The 17,557-nt window shown below is 72.1% G+C and carries 18 protein-coding genes; 11 read left to right on the forward strand and 7 right to left on the reverse strand.

The annotated features are described in order from the left end of the window. Positions 1-12 precede the first annotated feature (12 nt). From DB033_RS13160 to DB033_RS13175, 4 genes are all read right to left on the reverse strand, one after another. Positions 13-1,149, reverse strand: a complete 1,137-nt coding sequence (locus DB033_RS13160; RefSeq protein WP_111767077.1) for an aldose 1-epimerase family protein — start codon at positions 1,147-1,149, stop codon at positions 13-15. Further along, complete coding sequence (locus DB033_RS13165) at positions 1,134-1,874, reverse strand: SDR family NAD(P)-dependent oxidoreductase (RefSeq protein ID WP_111767078.1); 741 nt, start codon at positions 1,872-1,874, stop codon at positions 1,134-1,136. Before DB033_RS13165 ends, DB033_RS13160 begins: the two co-directional genes overlap by 16 nt. A gap of 31 nt (positions 1,875-1,905) precedes the next feature. Continuing rightward, positions 1,906-2,820, reverse strand: a complete 915-nt coding sequence (locus tag DB033_RS13170) for a sugar phosphate isomerase/epimerase family protein (RefSeq protein ID WP_111767079.1) — start codon at positions 2,818-2,820, stop codon at positions 1,906-1,908. 143 nt (positions 2,821-2,963) lie between these two features. Then, a complete protein-coding gene (locus DB033_RS13175) occupies positions 2,964-4,064 on the reverse strand; it encodes a Gfo/Idh/MocA family protein (RefSeq protein ID WP_205843797.1) in 1,101 nt (366 codons plus the stop codon). 159 nt (positions 4,065-4,223) lie between these two features. Between DB033_RS13175 and DB033_RS20735 the strand changes: the two genes are divergently transcribed. The 6 genes from DB033_RS20735 (at position 4,224) to DB033_RS13205 (ending at position 10,791) form a co-directional block, all read left to right on the forward strand. Further along, on the forward strand, positions 4,224-5,303 hold the full coding sequence (locus DB033_RS20735) for a substrate-binding domain-containing protein (protein ID WP_157970669.1): 1,080 nt from the start codon (positions 4,224-4,226) through the stop codon (positions 5,301-5,303). A gap of 75 nt (positions 5,304-5,378) precedes the next feature. Next, the gene (locus tag DB033_RS13185) at positions 5,379-6,863 is read left to right on the forward strand and encodes a sugar ABC transporter ATP-binding protein (protein ID WP_111767082.1); all 1,485 of its coding nucleotides are present in this window, start codon (positions 5,379-5,381) and stop codon (positions 6,861-6,863) included. Beyond that, positions 6,860-7,858 carry an ABC transporter permease gene (locus DB033_RS13190; RefSeq protein WP_157970670.1) on the forward strand — a complete coding sequence of 333 codons (999 nt, stop codon included), beginning with the start codon at positions 6,860-6,862 and terminating at the stop codon, positions 7,856-7,858. Before DB033_RS13185 ends, DB033_RS13190 begins: the two co-directional genes overlap by 4 nt. Before the next feature lie 5 nt (positions 7,859-7,863). Further along, positions 7,864-8,847 carry an ABC transporter permease gene (locus tag DB033_RS13195; RefSeq protein WP_157970671.1) on the forward strand — a complete coding sequence of 328 codons (984 nt, stop codon included), beginning with the start codon at positions 7,864-7,866 and terminating at the stop codon, positions 8,845-8,847. Positions 8,848-8,933: 86 nt separating this feature from the next. Then, positions 8,934-9,887 carry a tRNA (guanosine(46)-N7)-methyltransferase TrmB gene (gene trmB / locus DB033_RS13200; RefSeq protein WP_205843798.1) on the forward strand — a complete coding sequence of 318 codons (954 nt, stop codon included), beginning with the start codon at positions 8,934-8,936 and terminating at the stop codon, positions 9,885-9,887. Positions 9,888-9,942: 55 nt separating this feature from the next. Further along, the gene (locus DB033_RS13205; protein ID WP_111767085.1) at positions 9,943-10,791 is read left to right on the forward strand and encodes an SDR family oxidoreductase; all 849 of its coding nucleotides are present in this window, start codon (positions 9,943-9,945) and stop codon (positions 10,789-10,791) included. Positions 10,792-10,826: 35 nt separating this feature from the next. Here the strand turns inward: DB033_RS13205 and DB033_RS13210 are convergent, their stop codons facing one another. Beyond that, positions 10,827-11,186 carry an ArsR/SmtB family transcription factor gene (locus DB033_RS13210; protein WP_240615857.1) on the reverse strand — a complete coding sequence of 120 codons (360 nt, stop codon included), beginning with the start codon at positions 11,184-11,186 and terminating at the stop codon, positions 10,827-10,829. 86 nt (positions 11,187-11,272) lie between these two features. Between DB033_RS13210 and arsM the strand changes: the two genes are divergently transcribed. From arsM to DB033_RS13230, 4 genes are all read left to right on the forward strand, one after another. Next, complete coding sequence (arsM, locus tag DB033_RS13215) at positions 11,273-12,103, forward strand: arsenite methyltransferase (protein WP_111767087.1); 831 nt, start codon at positions 11,273-11,275, stop codon at positions 12,101-12,103. Further along, positions 12,100-13,236, forward strand: a complete 1,137-nt coding sequence (arsB, locus tag DB033_RS13220; protein WP_111767088.1) for an ACR3 family arsenite efflux transporter — start codon at positions 12,100-12,102, stop codon at positions 13,234-13,236. Before arsM ends, arsB begins: the two co-directional genes overlap by 4 nt. A 1-nt stretch (position 13,237) precedes the next feature. After that, positions 13,238-13,648, forward strand: a complete 411-nt coding sequence (locus DB033_RS13225) for an arsenate-mycothiol transferase ArsC (protein ID WP_111767089.1) — start codon at positions 13,238-13,240, stop codon at positions 13,646-13,648. Positions 13,649-13,840: 192 nt separating this feature from the next. Further along, a complete protein-coding gene (locus tag DB033_RS13230; RefSeq protein ID WP_111767090.1) occupies positions 13,841-14,911 on the forward strand; it encodes an ArsO family NAD(P)H-dependent flavin-containing monooxygenase in 1,071 nt (356 codons plus the stop codon). Between the two features lie 31 nt (positions 14,912-14,942). Here DB033_RS13230 and DB033_RS13235 read toward each other — a convergent pair whose 3' ends face one another. Continuing rightward, a complete protein-coding gene (locus DB033_RS13235) occupies positions 14,943-16,112 on the reverse strand; it encodes an MFS transporter (RefSeq protein WP_157970672.1) in 1,170 nt (389 codons plus the stop codon). 129 nt (positions 16,113-16,241) lie between these two features. Here DB033_RS13235 and DB033_RS13240 point away from each other — a divergent pair, with 129 nt between their 5' ends. Beyond that, on the forward strand, positions 16,242-16,787 hold the full coding sequence (locus tag DB033_RS13240; protein WP_111767092.1) for a hypothetical protein: 546 nt from the start codon (positions 16,242-16,244) through the stop codon (positions 16,785-16,787). Between the two features lie 9 nt (positions 16,788-16,796). Here the strand turns inward: DB033_RS13240 and DB033_RS13245 are convergent, their stop codons facing one another. Beyond that, positions 16,797-17,555, reverse strand: a complete 759-nt coding sequence (locus DB033_RS13245; protein WP_205843799.1) for a LamB/YcsF family protein — start codon at positions 17,553-17,555, stop codon at positions 16,797-16,799. Positions 17,556-17,557 lie beyond the last annotated feature (2 nt).

Consider the following 17,557-nt stretch of genomic DNA (forward strand, 5'->3'; position numbering starts at 1 on the left):
CCGCCGGGTCGGTCAGGCCGGTTGATCACCGGCGGCGCGGACCGCCGCCCGCACGGCGTCGACCTCGGCCGCACCGTCGAGGAAGCGGATCGTCGTCCGGTACTCACGGGCGTCGCCGTGCTCGAGCCAGATCATCGATCCGTCCTCGCGGGCGGCGGAGTCGCCGGCGACGTGGTGCGTCGAGGGCTCCAGGCCGACGGCGTACTGCCCACTGCGCAGGTTCTGCCACTCGAAGAAGCACGGCATCCCGGCGGCGTCCCAGGCGACCTCGACCCCCAGCGTGCGGTCACCGCGCAGCAGCGCGACCCGGTGCCGACCGTCCGGCCCGGCCACGAGCTCGTGCTCGCTGACCTGTTCGACGAAATGCAGCTGCGGTGCGGGCATGGTCCGGTAGGAGGTGCCCTGTTCGGCGACGGAGTCCGAGGCCCACAGGTGCCGGCGGATCGGGGCCACGAACTCCGTGCCCTCGTCCACGATCGGCCACCCGAAGTTGAAGTGGTACAGGAACATGTGGGGCGTTGGCTCGAAGCCGAGGTTGTCCACCACGTCGTGCAGCCGCAGTTCGCGGCCGTCGATGTCGACCTCGATGGTCCGGGTGAGGCGCAGGTGTTCGCCGAACGAGGTGGCCTGGACGACCTCGCCCACCACACGCAGCACCCACCGGTCGCCGTCGACCACCTCCCTCGCCTCCAGCAGGCGGGCCGGGATCGCGGTCAGCCTCCCGTGCAGGCCGTGGGACACCGTGTCCTTCGGCGGGTAGGCGTACCGGGTGGCGTCCACCGTCCCACCGAAGAGCGTGTGGTCCAGCCCCCCGGACACCAGCAGCCCGTCCACGGCGCGCAGCCACGACAGGCCGCCCTCGTCGGAGTGTTCGTGCAGCCCGGGATGACGGAAGCCGTTACCCGACCGCCAGCCGAAGGGCACGCCCCGCAGCCGCGCCGAGCCGAGATCCATGGCCCGGTCGATCAGCACCTCGATCTCCAGACCCGACGAGGTGCGCAGGTCGATCGCGCGCACCCCGCGCTGCACCCCGTCGTCCAGGACCACCGAGCGGATCCCGGCGACCGCGGACACGTCACCGGTGCGGGCGGCGAGTTCCCGCCGGCTCAGCCGGTTCCCGAAGACCTCGTACGTCACTCCATCACCCATCCACCGTCGACGTTGATCGTCTGGCCGGTCACGAAGCTCGCGTCCGGCCCGACGAGGAAGCTCACCACGGCGGCCAGTTCGGCGTCGGTACCGCGCCGCTTGATCGCCTGGTGCTCGATGACGTGCGCGGCGTACTCCGCCGCGTCGCCCTGGATCTCCTCGGCCTTCGTCGGGAACGCGCCCGGGGACACCGCGTTGACGCGGACGCCGAACGGGCCCAGCTCCCGCGCCAGCGCACGGGTCAGCGCGACCGCGGCGCCCTTGGTCGAGACGTAGCTGGCCAGGTTGGACCAGCCGCCGTGCCAGGTGATGGAGCCGACGTTGACGATGGCACCCTCGCGCCGCTGCACCATGCCGCGGGCGGCCACCTGGGCGGCGTGGAAGTACCCGCGCTGGTTGACCGTCACGACGTCGTCGTACTCGGTCAACGGGATGTCCAGGAACGGCGTGCTGGGATAGATCGCCGCGTTGTTGATCAGCGCCCCGACCGGGCCGAAATCCCGGTCGGTGGCGGTGATCGCGGACTCGATCGACGCGGCGTCGCGCAGATCCACCTCCAGCACGCGCACCGGCACGCCGGCTTCGTCGAGCAGCTGGGCGGTCTCGTCCAACGCCGCACCGCGGCGGCCGAGCACCGCCACTCCGAAGCCGTCCGCACCCAGTCGCAGCGCGGTGGCGCGGCCGAGCGCACCGCCCGCTCCGGTGACGATCGCCGATCTGTCCATCCTCTTCCCTCCGTCGAGCCGGTACCGCAGCTCAGATGCTGTAGGCCTTGAGTGTGTCGGTCACGAACTTCTTCGCGCGCGGCACGTCCGATTCGTCGAGGTGCTCGATGATCAGCGGCACGTTGGGGTTGCGCTCGGACAGCCGCTGGAGGTACAGGTCGTAGTTGAGCGACCCCAGACCGGCAGCGGGCAACTCGATCTCGCCGACGCCCCGGAAGGTGTGCGACGCCAGGGCGTCGTCGTCGCCGATGTCGGCGTGCTTCTCGCTCTTGTCGTCCCCGGCGCGCTTGACGTCCTTGGCGTGGGCGATGCGCACCCGGTCGCCGAGGGTGTCGAACACCTCGTTGAGCACGGCGTCCATGTCGTCGATGTTGTTCTCGTCGAAGTAGTTCGTCGGGTCCGACACCAGATCCAGTCCAGGACTGCGGATGTCGTTGAAGACCCGGACGGTCTCGCGGACCGAGCCGATGACGTTGTTGACGTAGGTCTCCAGCAGGAACGTCGCCCCGTGGTCGTAGGCCTCCTGGGCGAGCTCGGCCAGCACGTCCCGGACCTGCTCGTAGGCGTCCTCGGTGCGGTTGTGCGGATCGTGGTCCCACTCGCTGTCCGGGTTGAAGGTGCCGGACTCGCTGATGACGTAGGCGCTGCCGAAATCACGGGCGTTGCGGATGATCTCCTTCAACCGCTCGACGTTGCTCCGTCGGTGCTCGAGGTCGGGGTGCACGATGTTGGTGTAGCCGGAGATGGCGCAGACCGGGAGGTCGTGGTCGCGGAAGGTGTCGGCGACCCGCTTGGCCTTCTCCTTGGTGATCTGGCCCGCCGACAGGTCGACGTCCTTGAAGTGCAGGTCCAGCTGAACGGTGTTGAAGCCGAGGTTGCGGATCGTCTTCGCAGTGGTCTCGAGGTCGTAGGGGAAGTACCCGCTGAAGATTCCTACCTGGATCATGGGCGTCGTCACTCCTGTGTGAGGGTCGTCGGGGCCGGGCGGTGGTGGTACGGCGGTGCCGGTTCGGGGTGCTGCGGGTGGGGTGCTGCCGGGGGCGTGCGGTACGGGCGGGATCGACGGTGGTGCGGGCGGGACCGCCCGGCTCAGACGGGGAACTCGCTGAGCGGAACGGGCCGGCGCTCGGCGATGGACCGGTAGCCGGCCTCCACCAGCGCCATGGTCCGTACGTTGTCGGCGACGGACAGTTCGGCCGCGGTGCCGGTCGCGACCGCGTACTGCACCTGCTCCATCACCCCGACGAAGGCGTGCGGGAACCAGTGGGTGTCCCAGGTGGGGGTGATCCACCGACCGCCGGTGGTGTCGGCCGAGGCGTAGGCCAACGTCGACGGGGAGCCGTCGGGCCAACCGATGGTGCCCTTGGCGACACCGCGGGTGCCTTCGACGCGCCACGAGATGTACTCGTCGGACGGATAGCCGTCCTCCCGCGGACCGCTCCAGACGTCCTCCAGGGACAGCGCGAGCAGGTTGCCCGGGAAGCGCAAGGTGGACACCACGATGCCGTCGGTGTGCTCGAATTCGGTGCGGGGGTCCTCCCGCACGACGGTCGAGATCTCGGTCGGCTCGCCGAAGAGGTGACGCAGGGCGTCGAGGTGGTGGACGCTCATGTTGGCCAGGGTCAGGCGGTCGTAGGCGGCGAGGAAACCCTGCCAGTGCGGGATGGCGTGCATCTCGATGGACGCGAACACCGGCTCGCCCAGGTCGCCGCGGTCCAGGAGCTGCTTGAGCACCCGGATCGACTGGTCGAACCGCATGTTCTGGTTGACCGACAGGATGGTGCCGGCCGCCGCCGCCTCGTCGCGGAGCGCGATCGCCTCGTCGAGGTCCAGGGCCAGCGGCTTCTGGGCCAGCACGGCCTTGATGTGCGGACGGGCCAGCGCCGCCCGGATGAGGGCCGGCTGCTGGTCGGGAGGGTAGGCGATGTCGAGGATCTCGACGCGCTCGTCGTCCAGCAGGGCGATCGGGTCGTCGTGGACGGTCCCGATCCCGTGCTGTGCGGCCACCCGGCGGGCGTTGGCCGGCGTCCGGGACGCGATGGCCACCACCGGGAACCCGGCGTGCCGGTAGGCCACCAGATGCTGCTCGGCCATGATCATGCCGGCACCGAGGCAGCCGATCCCGTGCCCCCGGGCCCGGATCTCGACATCCGGCTCGAACCGCGCGGTGTCGGTCTCGGTAGTGGTCACGCCAGTCTCCTTTCGCGTCGTTGCGAGTATCACCGGATCCCTCGTCACCTCGGACCGGTGCAATCTGATAGCGCTACTGGCAGCGCTGCCAAACCTACGCTATCGTCAGCGCCACTCGTTCGTCAATGTTCGTCGGAGCTGGGTTTCAAAGGAGAAACTGTGCACAGAACACCGCGCGCTACAAGCACTCTCACCGGTCTGACCGCCCTCGTGTGTATCGCCGCGGTGACCGGCTGCTCGAGCGCACCGGCACCGTCCACCCCCGCCGCCGCCTCCGGATCGGCGGCGGCCGGCAAGTTCGTGATCGGGTTCGAGCAACCGCTGGGCGGCCAGGCCTGGCGCGAGATGGGCCTGGCGTCGCTGCAGGCGCTCGCCGCCTCCCCCGCCTACAAGGACAAGGTCGAGCTCAAGATCGTCCGCACCAACGACAACGATGCCGCCCAGCAGAACGCGGCGATGCAGAACCTCATCGCCGACGGTGTCGACCTCATCCTCTTCGATCCCGCTTCGTCCAGCGGTGCCGACGCCGCGATCACCCAGGCCGCCGCCCAGGGCATCCCGGTGATCGCCAACGGCGGACCCTACGACGGGGACGACGTCTACATCGTGTCCACCGACTGGGCCAACGCCGGCACCATCGGGGCCGACTGGCTGCTGGAGAACCTCGGCGAGAACAAGAACGTCGCGGTGCTCGAGGGACTCGCCGGGGTGCCGCTGAACGAGGGGTCGATGCCCGGCGTCATCGAGCGGCTGGAGGCCGGGGGCGCCACCGTCGTCGCCCAGGACACCAACGGCTGGAACGAGGCCACCGCACAGGAGGCCATGTCCAACATCCTGCGATCCAACCCCGACATCGGTGGCGTGTACTCCTTCCTCACCGGCGGTCAGGGGGTGCCCGAGGCGTTCAGCGCCGCCGGTCTGCCCTTCGTCCCGGTCGTCGGCGGCTCCGGGTACAACGGCGAGGCCTGCGAACTGGTGGAGAGCGGCCCGAAGGGCCTGTCGGGCGACATGGTCTTCGGCCAGCCGGCCATCTACGCCAAGGGGCTGGAGCAGGCGGTCAAGCTGCTCGAGGGCGGCACCATCGAGAAGGCCCAGTACTTCCCGCCGCTAGAGATCACCAACGACAACGCCGCCGACTACTGCCTGGCGGACAAGCCGGCGAATTTCCAGCTCGGCTACGACTTCCCCGGTCTCGACCTCAGCCTGGACGAGGTCCTGAAGTACTACTCCGGGTCGTAGGTCCCCGTGATCCCATCCCGGGCGGACGTCGCGGCCCCGGCCGCGACGCCCGCGTCATCCACAGGCTCCGCCCCGATGCTGGTGGCGACCGATCTGGTCAAGAGCTACGGCCCGGTGACCGCGGTCAAGGGCGTCAGCTTCGAGTGCCGGCCCGGCGAGGTCCTCGCCCTCGTCGGCGAGAACGGCGCCGGCAAGAGCACTGTCGCCAAGATGCTGGCCGGCGCGGTCGCCCCGACCGCGGGGTCGCTGACGGTCGACGGGGCGCCGCTGGCGTCGGGGAGCGTACGGCTGTCGCGGCAGTCGGGTGTCCGGTGCGCCTTCCAGGAACTGGCCCTGGTACCCGAGTGGACCGTCGCGGAGAACCTCGGCCTCCCCGACGGCGCGGCCCTGCGCCGGTTCTCCCAGCGGCTCTCCGTGGACGCCGCGGCCGCCCTGCTGGCGGAGCTGGACCTGCCGCACATCGACCCGCGCGCCACGGTGGCGACCCTGTCGCTGGCCGACCGGCAGCTGGTCGAGATCGCCAGGGCCCTCGCCGGCCGGCCGCGGCTGCTGATCCTCGACGAGGCGTCGTCGGCCCTCACCCCTCCGGGGGTCGCGTGGCTGTTCGCCCGCATCCGCGACCTCACGGCGCGCGGCGGCAGCGTCATCTACGTCTCGCACCGGCTCGGCGAGATCGCCGAGATCGCCGACCGTGGCACCGTTCTCCGTGACGGCCTGGTGGCCGGTGAATTCGTCCGGGGCGGCTGGACCGAGGACGAGCTCATCTCGATGATGGCCGGTCGGGAGGCGGAGCGCTTCTTCCCGGCACCACCGGCGCGCACGTCCGACGCCGTCGTACTGTCGGTCGAGGGACTGCGGGCCGACGGTCTGCAGGGTCTCACGCTCTCGCTCGGCGCCGGGGAGATCCTCGGCGTCGGCGGGCTCCAGGGACACGGCCAGGCCGAGCTGCTGCGGGCCCTGTTCGGTGCGGTACCCGCCACCGCCGACCGCTGGACGGTCGGCGGGGTCACGATCCGCCGGACGACCCCGATGCGTTCGGTCCGCCTCGGCCTCGGCTACGTCCCGGAGGACCGCAGGCGGGAGGGCCTCGCCCTGGAGATGAGCGTCGGAGAGAACCTCCTCGCCCCGTGGTTGCGCTGGTGGCAGCTGGGTGGCCGTCCCCGGGAGGCACGCGAAGGCCGGTGGATCAGCGGTGTGCTGTCCGCGCTCGCCGTCCGCACCCGTGGCCCGCTGGAGCGCTCCGGGGCGCTGTCGGGCGGCAACCAGCAGAAGCTCGTGTTCGGCCGGTGGCTCGACCGCAGCCGCACCGTCATCCTGCTGCACGACCCCACCCGGGGCATCGACGTCCGGGCGAAGCAGGAGCTGTACAACGCCATCGTCGCCCTCGCCGGCCAGGGGGTCGGCGTGCTGTGGTTCTCGACCGAAGTGGAGGAGCTCGTGCACGTGTGTCACCGCGTCGTGGTGCTGTACCAGGGCGCCGTCGCCGACGAGCTCACCGGGGACCGGCTCACCGCCGACGCCGTCATCGGCGCCGCGGTCGGCGCGAAGGTCGCCCGGTGAGCACCCTGGTCACCCCGCGGCGGCTGCTCGACCGCAGCGGCGTCGTGCGACTGCGCCGGGAGGGTGCGATCCCGCCCATCGGGGCGTTCCTGCTGTTCCTGCTGGTCTACGTGATCATCAATCCGAGCCTGCTGACCCGGTTCCAGCTGCAGACCGCGGTCAACCTGGTCGTGCCGCTGGCGCTGGTCGCACTGGGTCAACTGATCATCGTGCTGGTCGGCGGGATCGACATCTCCATCGGCGCCACGATGAGCCTGGCCAACGTGGTCTTCGCGTCGCAGACCGAATCGCTGCCGACGGCGGTGGCGATGGTGCTGGCGCTGCTCGTGGGGCTGGCCTGCGGGGTGTTCAACGGGCTTCTCGTCGCCTACGGCGGGCTGCCGGCCATCGCGGTCACCCTGGCGAGCGCGTTCATCTTCGGCTCGCTCGCACGGGAGGTGCTGGACCGGCCCGGTGGCGACATCTCCAAGGAGTTCTACCTGGCCACCTCCGGCGAATTCGTGCCGTTCGTGCCGATCGCGCTGGTCTGGCTGGCCGTCGTCGCGGTCCTGCTGTGGCTGCTGCTGCAGCGCACCGCCCTCGGGCGTCACATCTACGGGGTCGGGTCGAGCATGGACAGCGTCCGGGCCGCCGGTCTCGACGACCGGCGCACCACGTTGATCGCCTTCGGGCTGGCCGGGCTCGTGACCGCGATGGGCGCCATCCTGCTGGCCGGATCCACCCTCACCGGTGATCCCCGCAGCGGCGACTCGTACCTGCTGAGCTCGATCGCCGCGGTGGCGCTCGCCGGCGCGGCCTTCACCGGCGGTCGCGGCAGCATCATCGGGACCATCCTCGCCGCCTGCACCCTCGGGTTGATCGGCAACCTGCTCTTCTTCGCCGGCGTCAACTCCTACTGGCAGTACGTCATCAGCGCGCTCATCATCGTGGCCGTCGTCGGCGTTCCCGTGGTGTGGCGGATGCTGTCGTTCCGGATGAAGGGCGGCCGGTCGTGACCGCCGTGACCACTGCTGTCGACGCCGCGCCGGAGACCTCCAGCGGCCGCTCGGTGCTCGCCCGGGTACCGCGCCCGGTGTGGCCGCTGCTCGCCTTCGTGGTGCTGTTCGCCGTGGGCGGCCTGATCCGGCCCAACCTGGTGTCGGTGGACTCCCTGATCGGCACGGCGACCTTCGCGCTCATCCTGTCGATCGCCTCCTTCGGACAGACCGTCGCGGTGATCCAGGCCGGCATCGACCTGTCGGTGCCCAACACCATCGGGTTCGCGGCCCTGTCGTTCCTGGCCTGGGTGGGACCGCTCGGCCCGGTCGGCGCCTTCGTGGCCGCACTGCTGTCCGGCGCGCTCATCGGGCTGGTCAACGGCGTGGTCATCGCCAAGCTCGGGCTGACCCCCATCGTCACCACGATCGCCATGAACGGGCTGCTGTTCGGCGCCATCCTGTTGGCGTTCAACTTCTCCGAACTCACCGTGGTGCCCGACTTCGTCATCGGCCTGACATCGGCGAAGGTGGAGATCCTCGGTGTCCAGATGGCCGCGGTCCTGCCGCTGGGGCTGGCCCTGATGCTCGTGCTGCAGCTCGTGCTGTCGTTCTCGGGCTGGGGTCGCTCGCTCTTCGTGGTCGGATCGGCCGCCGAGACGGCCCGGCTCGCCGGGTTGAACGTGGACCGCATCCGCATCTCCGGCTACCTGCTCTCGGGCGTCCTCGCCGCCTTCGCGGGGATCGTCATCGTCGGCTACTACCAGCAGGCGTCGGCCACCATGGGCGCCAACTACCTGCTCTCGTCGGTGGCCGCGGTGGTCGTCGGCGGCGCCTCGATCTTCGGTGGCCGCGGGTCCGTGGTGGGCACCGTCGGAGGTGCCCTGGTGCTGGGCCAGGTCTCCACGCTGGTGACCGTGCTCAACCTCGGCGCCAACATCCAGCAGCTCATCTACGGGGTGATCATCCTCGTGGTCATCTCGCTGTACGGGCGCCGCAGCACCGCATGACCGGGGCGGTGGCGCGTCGCGGACCCCGCCGAGGTGACCGGCCCGCGATTCGCCACCCGTCGCCGGGCGGCCGTAACCTGGGGCCGATGTCCACCGAGCAGCCGTCCCCCGTCGGCACCGACGACCGCGCCGACGCCACCGGTCCCCTCGACACCGTCGACACCGTCGCGGTCACGGACCGGCCGGATCCAGCCGACGGGGCCGGAACGGCGGACGGGGCCGGAACGGCGGATCAGGGGGATGCGGTGGACGACGGGGATGCGGCCGCCGCCGTCCTGGACCCGCAGCCGATCCCGTTCGACGACGACGAGGACGTCCCGGCCGGCGACACCCGCCTGCCGCACCTGACGGTCCCCGACGACGGCCTGCCGCTGCACTTCCGCCGCGTCGTCAGCTTCCACCCGCGGGGCGGCCGACTGAACCCGGTGCAGCGCAAGGCGTGGGACACCTACGCCGACCGCTGGAACGTCGACCCCACCCAGGGCCTGCCCGACCTGAAGTCGCTGTACGGCCGCAGCGCCCCGCTGGTCGTCGAGATCGGCTCCGGGATGGGCGAGGCGACCGCGGGGATGGCGGCCAACCGGCCCGAGGTGAACATCCTGGCCATCGAGGTCTACAAGCCCGGGGTGGCCCAGACGTTCCATCACCTCGGCAAGGCCGGCGCCGACAACGTCCGGCTGATGCGCGGCGACGCCATCGAGGTGCTCGAGGCGCTGATCCCGCCGGGCTCGGTCTCCGAGGTCTGGTTGTTCTTCCCGGATCCGTGGCCCAAGGCGCGGCACCTCAAGCGCCGCCTGGTCAACCCGGCGTTCGCCACGTTGGTGGCGTCCCGGTTGAAGAAGGGCGGCATCCTGCGGATGGGCACCGACTGGGAGCCCTACGCCGAGCAGATGCTGGCCGTCTGCACGAACGAGCCGAAGCTGAAGAACCGGCACGCCGGCTGGGCGCCGCGCCCGGACTTCCGCCCCCGCACGCGGTTCGAGCGCCGTGGGCTCACCGCGGGTAGGGAGATCTTCGACCTGGAGTTCGTCCGGCGTTGAGCTCCCGGGCCGGCGTCGACCGGCGACCCCGCCCCACCGAGAGGTTGGTACGCGCATGACCGTCGTCGTCACCGGTGCGACCGGACAGCTGGGCGGGCGCGTCGTGCGCCTGCTCGACACCGCCGGGGTCCGCCAACGCCTGGTGGTCCGCGATCCCGCCCGGGCACCCGACGTCGCCCACGTCGAGCTGTCCACGATCGGCTCCTACACCGACGCCGACGGGCTGGCCCGCGCCCTGGCCGACGCCGGACCGGTGCTGATGGTGTCGGCGGCGGAGTCGGCGGACCGGCTCGACCAGCACCGCTCGTTCGTCGACGCGGCGGCCGCCGCGGGGGTGCCGCACCTGGTCTACACCAGCTACTACGGTGCCTCCCCGGACGCGACGTTCGCCCACGGCCGGCTGCACGCCGCCACCGAGGACCACATCCGGGCCAGCGGTGTGCCGTTCACCTTCCTGCGGGACAACCTGTACCTGGACTTCCTGCCGGACCTGGCCGGCACCGACGGGGTCATCCGCGGTCCGGGCGGCAGCGGTGCGGTGTCGGCGGTGGCCCGCGACGACGTGGCCGAGGTGGCGGCGGTCGTCCTGCAGCACCCCGCCGACCACGCCGGCCGCACCTACGACCTGACCGGCCCGGAAGAGCTCACGCTGGCCGGCATCGCCGACAAGCTCACCGCGCTGACCGGTCGGGACGTCCGGTACGAGGAGGAGACCCTCGACGAGGCCTTCGCCTCACGCGCCTCCTACGGCGCGCCCGACTGGCTGGTCGACGCCTGGGTCTCCACCTACACCGCCATCGCCGCCGGCGAGATGGCCGGCGTCAGCGACGCCGTCCCCACCCTCATCGGACACCCCGCCACCTCACTGGCCGACCTGATCGCCCGGCAGCGGCACGAGGGCTGACCCCGGAGCCCCTGTGGCGGCGTCGCGCGGGCACGTCAGCCGGCGGCCCGCACCCCACCGGCCAGGACGGCGGCCACCGCCTCGAGCGCGCCGGGCACCAGGGCGAAATAGGCCCACACGCCGCGCTTGTCGCGGGTGAGCAGCCCGGCGTCGACGAGCACGCGGAGATGGTGCGAGACGGTGGGCTGCGACAATCCGAGCGGCTCGGTGAGGTCGCAGACGCACGCCTCACCGCCGTCGTGGGCGGCCACCATCGACAGCAGCCGCAGCCGGGCCGGGTCGGCGATCGCCTTCAGCGTGCGAGCCAGCTCCGTCGCCGCCGCGGCGGAGAGCGGCTCGCGCGTCAGGGGCGCACAGCAGGCCACTCCCGCGGAAGGCGCATCGGACGTCGTCACCGCCCCAGTATGCGTGAGACATTGACAATCGTCTATGTCTGCGGTGATGCTGGAAGACATCGACATCCGTCTATGGGAGGTGTGCCTTGTCCGACGCCGATCTGCTGCGCGACCAGGTCCGCAACCGCTACGCCGCGGCCGCGACCGCGGTGAGCTCCGGTTCCGGGTGCTGCGGTCCGACCGACGCGCTGACCGCGCTCGGTGATCCCGGCGACCCGGGCACCGCCGACGACGCCGAGATCTTCGGCGCCGCGCTGTACCGCGCGGCCGACACCGCCGACCTTCCCGCGGAAGCGGTGCTGGCCAGCCTCGGCTGCGGCAATCCGCTGGCCGTCGCCGACCTGCAGGAGGGCGAGCGGGTGCTGGATCTCGGGTCCGGGGGCGGCATCGACGTGCTGCTGTCGGCACGCCGGGTGGGCGCGACCGGCTTCGCCTTCGGTCTCGACATGACCGACGAGATGCTCGCACTCGCCCGGAGCAACGCGGCGAAGGCCGGTGCCACCAACGTGGAGTTCCTGAACGGCCGGATCGAGGCCGTCCCGCTGCCCGACGACGCCGTCGACGTGGTCATCTCCAACTGCGTCATCAACCTCTCCACCGACAAGCCGGCCGTCCTCGCCGAGATGTTCCGGGTCCTGGTCCCCGGCGGCCGCATCGGGATCTCCGACGTCGTGGCCGAGGACCACCTCACCACCGCCGAGCGCGCCGAGCGCGGCTCCTACGTCGGGTGCATCGCCGGCGCCCTGTCCCGCACCGAGTACCTCGACGGCCTCGCCACCGCCGGATTCGTGGACGCCGAGGTCACCTTCACCCACGAAGCCGCGCCCGGCATGCACGCCGCCATCATCCGCGCGAGCACACCCGCGCAGTCGACCGCACTCCCCACCACCGCAGCCGAGGATCCCTCCACCGCATGACGCACACCGCCACGACGCCCACCGCCACCGGCGAGGCGCCGGTCCTGGCCCGCCTGTCCACCCTCGACCGCTTCCTCCCGGTGTGGATCGTCGCCGCGATGGCCGCCGGACTGCTCGCCGGTCGCTTCGTCCCGGGGATCGCCGACGCCCTCGGCGCGGTCACCATCGGGTCGGTGTCGCTGCCCATCGCCGTCGGGCTGCTGGTGATGATGTACCCGGTGCTGGCGAAGGTGCGCTACGACCGGACCCGTCAGGTCGCCCGCGACCGCCGACTGCTGATCTCATCGCTGGTGATGAACTGGCTCGTCGGGCCGGCGTTGATGTTCGCCCTCGCCTGGCTGATGCTGCCCGACCTCCCCGAGTACCGGACCGGCCTGATCATCGTCGGGCTGGCGCGCTGCATCGCGATGGTGATGATCTGGAACGAGCTGGCCTGCGGCGACCGGGAGGCCGCTGCCGTCCTGGTCGCCATCAACTCGGTCTTCCAGGTGGTGGCGTTCGGGGCGTTGGGCTGGTTCTACCTGCAGGTGCTGCCCGGCTGGCTCGGCCTCGCCACCACCAGCGCCGGGTTCTCCGTCGGGGCCATCACCGCCAGTGTGCTGATCTTCCTCGGGGTCCCCCTGCTCGCAGGGTTCCTCACCCGCACCGTGGGCGAACGCAGGCTGGGCCGCGATCGGTACGAGTCCCGGGTGCTGCCGCGGCTCGGGCCGTGGGCGCTGTACGGATTGCTGTTCACCATCGTCGTGCTGTTCGCCCTGCAGGGTGACCGCATCATCGACCGGCCGTGGGACGTGGCCCGCATCGCGCTGCCGCTCGTCGTCTACTTCCTGGTCACCTTCGGGCTCGCGTTCGCACTGGGGCCCCTCCTCGGGATGACGTACCCGCGGACCACCACGCTGGCGTTCACCGCCGCCGGCAACAACTTCGAGTTGGCGATCGCCGTCGCCATCGGCACCTTCGGCGTCACCTCGGGGCAGGCCCTCGCCGGCGTCGTCGGGCCACTCATCGAGGTTCCCGCCCTGGTGGCCCTGGTCCACGTCGCGCTGCGGCTGCGCCGCAGGTTCCCCACCGTCCACCCCCAGCCGGCGGCCCTGTCGGCCGCTGTCACCACCGCCGTCCCGAGGAGCAACTGACATGTCCCCCACGCCTCACGTGCTGTTCGTGTGCGTCAAGAACGGCGGCAAGTCGCAGATGGCCGCCGGCCTGATGCGGAAGTCCGCCGGCGACACCGTGACCGTCGATTCCGCCGGAACGCGACCCGGGACCGCGGTCAACGCGCTGTCCGCCCAGGTGCTGCTGGAGGTGGGCGTCGACATCACCGACCGGACCACCCAGCAGTTGACCGACGACATGGTCGCGGCCGCGGACCGGGTCGTCGTCCTCGGCCGCGACGCGCAGGTCACCTCCGTCGGCGGCACTCCGGTGGAGGTGTGGGACACCGACGAACCGTCCGAGCGGGGCATCGAGGGCGTCGAGCGGATGCGGCTGGTCCGCGACGACATCGCCCGCCGGGTGGACGAACTCGTCGCCGAGCTGCGGCGCTGACGCGATCGGACCCGCGCCTGTCCGGGTCGGACCGGACCGCGCCGGGTCCAGTCGGATCGGACCCGCCGCGTCGGTCCGGGCCGAGTCGGACCGGGCCGGACCGGGCCGGACCGGGCCGGACCGGGCCGGGCCGGACCGGACCGGCCGACGCTCCGGCAGGATCGACGGCGTGACGACCCTGCCGCGCCGCCCGTGACCGCCCGCACCCGGGTCGCGGTCATCGGTGCCGGGCAGGCCGGTCTGGCGGCCGCCTTCCATCTCCGCCGGGCCGGGTTCGAGCCGGGGCGGGACTACATGGTGCTGGACCGCAACCCGGGGCCGGGTGGAGCCTGGCAGCACATGTGGCACAGCCTGCGGCTGTTCTCCCCCGCCGAGCACTCCTCGTTGCCCGGCAGGCGGATGCCGCCGTCGCGAGACGGGTTCCCGACCGCCGGCCACGTCCGCGACTACCTCGCCGACTACGAGCAGCACTACGGGCTGCCGGTGCGACACGGGGTGACCGTGGACGCCGTCCGCGCCGCCGGCCGCACCGGACCGCTCGAGGTACACACCGATCGCGGGATGCTCCTCGCCGACACGGTCCTCAGCGCGACCGGGAGCTGGGACCGTCCGTTCCGGCCCCACTACCCCGGGATGCGCGACTTCAGGGGCCGGCAGCTGCACGCCCGCGACTACCGCGACCCGGCGGAGTTCGCCGGCCACAGCGTCGTCGTCGTCGGTGGCGGCAACTCCGCGGCCCAGATCCTCGCCGAGGTGTCCACCGTGGCGCGGACCACCTGGGTCACCCGGCGGCCGCCGCGGTTCATGCCCGACGACGTCGACGGCCGGGTGCTCTTCCAGGTCGCCACCCGACGCATCGCCGCCCGCGCCGCCGGCACCGCCGACAGCGCCGGCCCGCTCGGCGACATCGTCATGGTGCCGTCGGTGCTCGACGCCCGCGACCGCGGCGCGCTGGTCGCCCACCCGCCTCTCCTGCGGATCGTCCCCGACGGGGTCGTCGGGGCCGACGGTGGTGTCGTCGTCGCCGACACGATCATCTGGTGCACCGGGTTCCGGCCGGCGCTGCACCACCTCGCCCCGTTGCGGCCGGCCCGCGACGGCGACCACCCCGCCGTCGACGGCACCCGCCTGGTCTCCGACCCGCGCCTGCATCTGCTCGGTCACGGGGACTGGACGGGTCCCGCTTCGGCGACCCTCATCGGCGTGGGCCGGACCGCCCGGGATGCGGTCGCCCGGCTCGTGGCCGCGCCGACGTCGGCGTGACCGACGAGCGCCACGGCCGTCCCGGCGTGGATCAGGCGCGGTGCACGGCGACGTCCGGCTCGTGGATCCGCCCGGCGAGCACCGCCACGGCGATGCCGGCGACCACCGTGACCCCGAGCGCCCCGCGGAGCCCGGTCAGGCCGGCCAGCGCACCGATCAGCGGGGGACCCACGAGGTAGGCGGGCCACTGCCCGAACGACACCACGGCCACCCCACGGCCGGGCGGCAGTCCCGGCTGGTTACCGGCCAGGCCGTAGACGGTCGGCACCAGGCAGGCGCAGCCGACGCCGAGCAGGAGGAAGCCCACGAAGGCCCCCCAGGTGGTGCCGACCCCCAGGCCGACCGCCATCCCGACGGCGGCGGTGAGCGCCGACGCGCGGATGAAGCGGACCTGTCCCAGCCGACCGACGACGCGGTCACCGAACAGCCGGGACGTGGTCATCGCGATCGAGAAGCAGCTCAGCACCAGCGCACCGACACCCGCGCCGGCACCGACGGTGACCGCGCCGTACTGGGCGCTCCACTGCACCGCGGCCCCTTCGCTGATCGACGACAGCAGCGCGATCGCGGCGAGCAGGACGAGTTGCGGAGTCATCGTCCGCGGGCCGGCCGCGGCCTTCGCCGCCCGGACCGGCGGTGCCGTGGGACGGTCCTGCGGGATCCAGCGCCGGGTGGCGGCGAAGGCCACCAGCATGACCAGCGCGGTGGGCAACAGTTGCCGCACCGGGCTCACCCCCAGCGCGGCGGCCGCCGCACCGATCCCGGCGCCACTGAGCTGACCGAGGCTGAAGCAGGCGTGGAAGGTCGACATGATGCGCCGTCGGGCGGCCCGTTCGACGTGGACGGCCAGGGCGTTCATCGGCGTCACCACGAGTCCGGCCGCGAAACCCTGCAGCAGCAACAACGTCATCAGCACCCAGACCTGCTGGGAGGCGGTGGTGGCGGGCACCACCAGCAGCACCAGCAGCGCACCGGTCAGGGCGGGGAGCCGGGAGCCGACGCGCGGGATCAACCGGGTGACCACCACCAGTGCGGTCAGCGTGCCCAGCGGCGCGGCCAGCAGGATCAGCCCCCACTGCGCGTCGTCGACCACGACCTGGGACCGGACGCCGGGGATGCGGGCGGCCCAGCTCCCGATCATCAGACCGACCAGCAGGAACAGGACACTGACCGCGAGACGGGCGCGGCGGTTCGAGGTCACTCCCGCCATGCTGCCCCGCCGCGGGGGTCGGTGACCACTCCGGGCACGACGTCACCGCCCGCCGCGACGGTCCGGCAGCATGGTCCCCCTGGACGCACGGACGCGTCACGGTCACGGGGGTGGGTGGGCATGGGCGGCAGCGCGGTGCGTCGGTGGGTGGTGCCGGGGGTGCTCGGTGCCGTGCTGGGTGGGGCGGCGCTGGGGCTGGTCGCGGTGGTCAACGGTCAGCCCGTGCGCGATCTGGTCGTGCTCGGACTCGGGGTCGGCGCGCTGATGGGCGTCCTCGCCGGCCTGCTGCGGCGGACCGTGGATCCGACGGTTCCGCCGATGGGGCCGGGTGACCCGTACGTCGACACCCTGCACCGGTCGCAGCTGTCCGACTTCCGCCGCGAGGCGTTCCGCGGACCGGTGCCCGCCGACCCGGAGCGGCGGGCGGCCGCCATCCGGTTGCTGCGGCGGACGCTCGACCACGAGAGCGCCGAGCGGTTCTCGTCGCTGGTCTTCTACGTCGTCGCGTTGCTCTTCGGCGTGGTCGACAGCCTCGACAACACCTGGTCGCTGATCCTCGTCGTCCTGGGAGCGGGATTGCTGATCTGGACGCTGGTCCGGCCGGGTCGCATCCGCCGCCGCATCGCCGAGCTCCGGGCCGCCGGCGATCCGTCCGCGGCCCGCTGACCGGGCAGCTCAGCCGGCGAACGGCACCACCTCGACGTCGGCGGCTGCGAGCGCCTCCCGTACCGCCCGCGCCATCGCCACCGCGCCCGGGGTGTCACCGTGCACGCACACCGATCCGGCGGTGACGGCGACCGGTCGGCCGTCGATGTCGTCCACGATCCCGTCGAGCACCATCCGGCGCACCCGGTCGGCGACCACCGCCGGGTCGTGCAGCACCGCGCCGGGCCGGTCCCGCGGCACCAGCGTGCCGTCGGCGGTGTAGGCGCGGTCGGCGAAGGCTTCCCCCACCACCCGGAGACCGGCCTCCGCCGCCAGTGTGAGGAACCGCGAACCCGGCAGCCCGAGCACCGGCAGCCCACCCGGCCAGGCCGCCACCGCCGAGACCACGGCGGCGGCCTGCCGTTCGTGGTGGACGATCGCGTTGTACAGCGCCCCGTGGGGTTTGACGTAGGCGACCCGCCCACCGACGGAGCGGGCCAGTCCGTCCAGGGCGCCGATCTGGTACAGCACGTCGGCCCGCAACGCCGCCGGCTCCACGTCGACGAACCGCCGGCCGAAACCGACGAGGTCGTGGTAGCCGACCTGCGCCCCGATCACGACACCACGTTCGACCGCGGCCTGCACCGTGCGGAGCAGGGTGAGTGGATCCCCGGCGTGGAAGCCGCACGCGACGTTGGCGCTGCTGACCACGCCGAGCATCGCCTCGTCGTCGCCCAGCGTCCAGGCGCCGTAGCCCTCGCCGAGGTCGCTGTTGAGGTCGACGTCCAACG

Source organism: Nakamurella deserti (assembly GCF_003260015.1).
In the GTDB taxonomy this organism is placed as follows: domain Bacteria; phylum Actinomycetota; class Actinomycetes; order Mycobacteriales; family Nakamurellaceae; genus Nakamurella; species Nakamurella deserti.

Excerpts from the sequence above, each read along its gene's own strand:
- DB033_RS13205 (WP_111767085.1), top strand. The coding sequence starts at position 9,943 with ATGACCGTCGTCGTCACCGGTGCGACCGGACAGCTGGGCGGGCGCGTC.
- DB033_RS13170 (WP_111767079.1), bottom strand. The coding sequence starts at position 2,820 with ATGATCCAGGTAGGAATCTTCAGCGGGTACTTCCCCTACGACCTCGAG.
- arsB (WP_111767088.1), top strand. The coding sequence starts at position 12,100 with ATGACGCACACCGCCACGACGCCCACCGCCACCGGCGAGGCGCCGGTC.
- DB033_RS13160 (WP_111767077.1), bottom strand. The coding sequence starts at position 1,149 with ATGGGTGATGGAGTGACGTACGAGGTCTTCGGGAACCGGCTGAGCCGG.
- trmB (WP_205843798.1), top strand. The coding sequence starts at position 8,934 with ATGTCCACCGAGCAGCCGTCCCCCGTCGGCACCGACGACCGCGCCGAC.
- DB033_RS13240 (WP_111767092.1), top strand. The coding sequence starts at position 16,242 with ATGGGCGGCAGCGCGGTGCGTCGGTGGGTGGTGCCGGGGGTGCTCGGT.
- DB033_RS13225 (WP_111767089.1), top strand. The coding sequence starts at position 13,238 with ATGTCCCCCACGCCTCACGTGCTGTTCGTGTGCGTCAAGAACGGCGGC.
- DB033_RS13165 (WP_111767078.1), bottom strand. The coding sequence starts at position 1,874 with ATGGACAGATCGGCGATCGTCACCGGAGCGGGCGGTGCGCTCGGCCGC.
- DB033_RS13185 (WP_111767082.1), top strand. The coding sequence starts at position 5,379 with ATGCTGGTGGCGACCGATCTGGTCAAGAGCTACGGCCCGGTGACCGCG.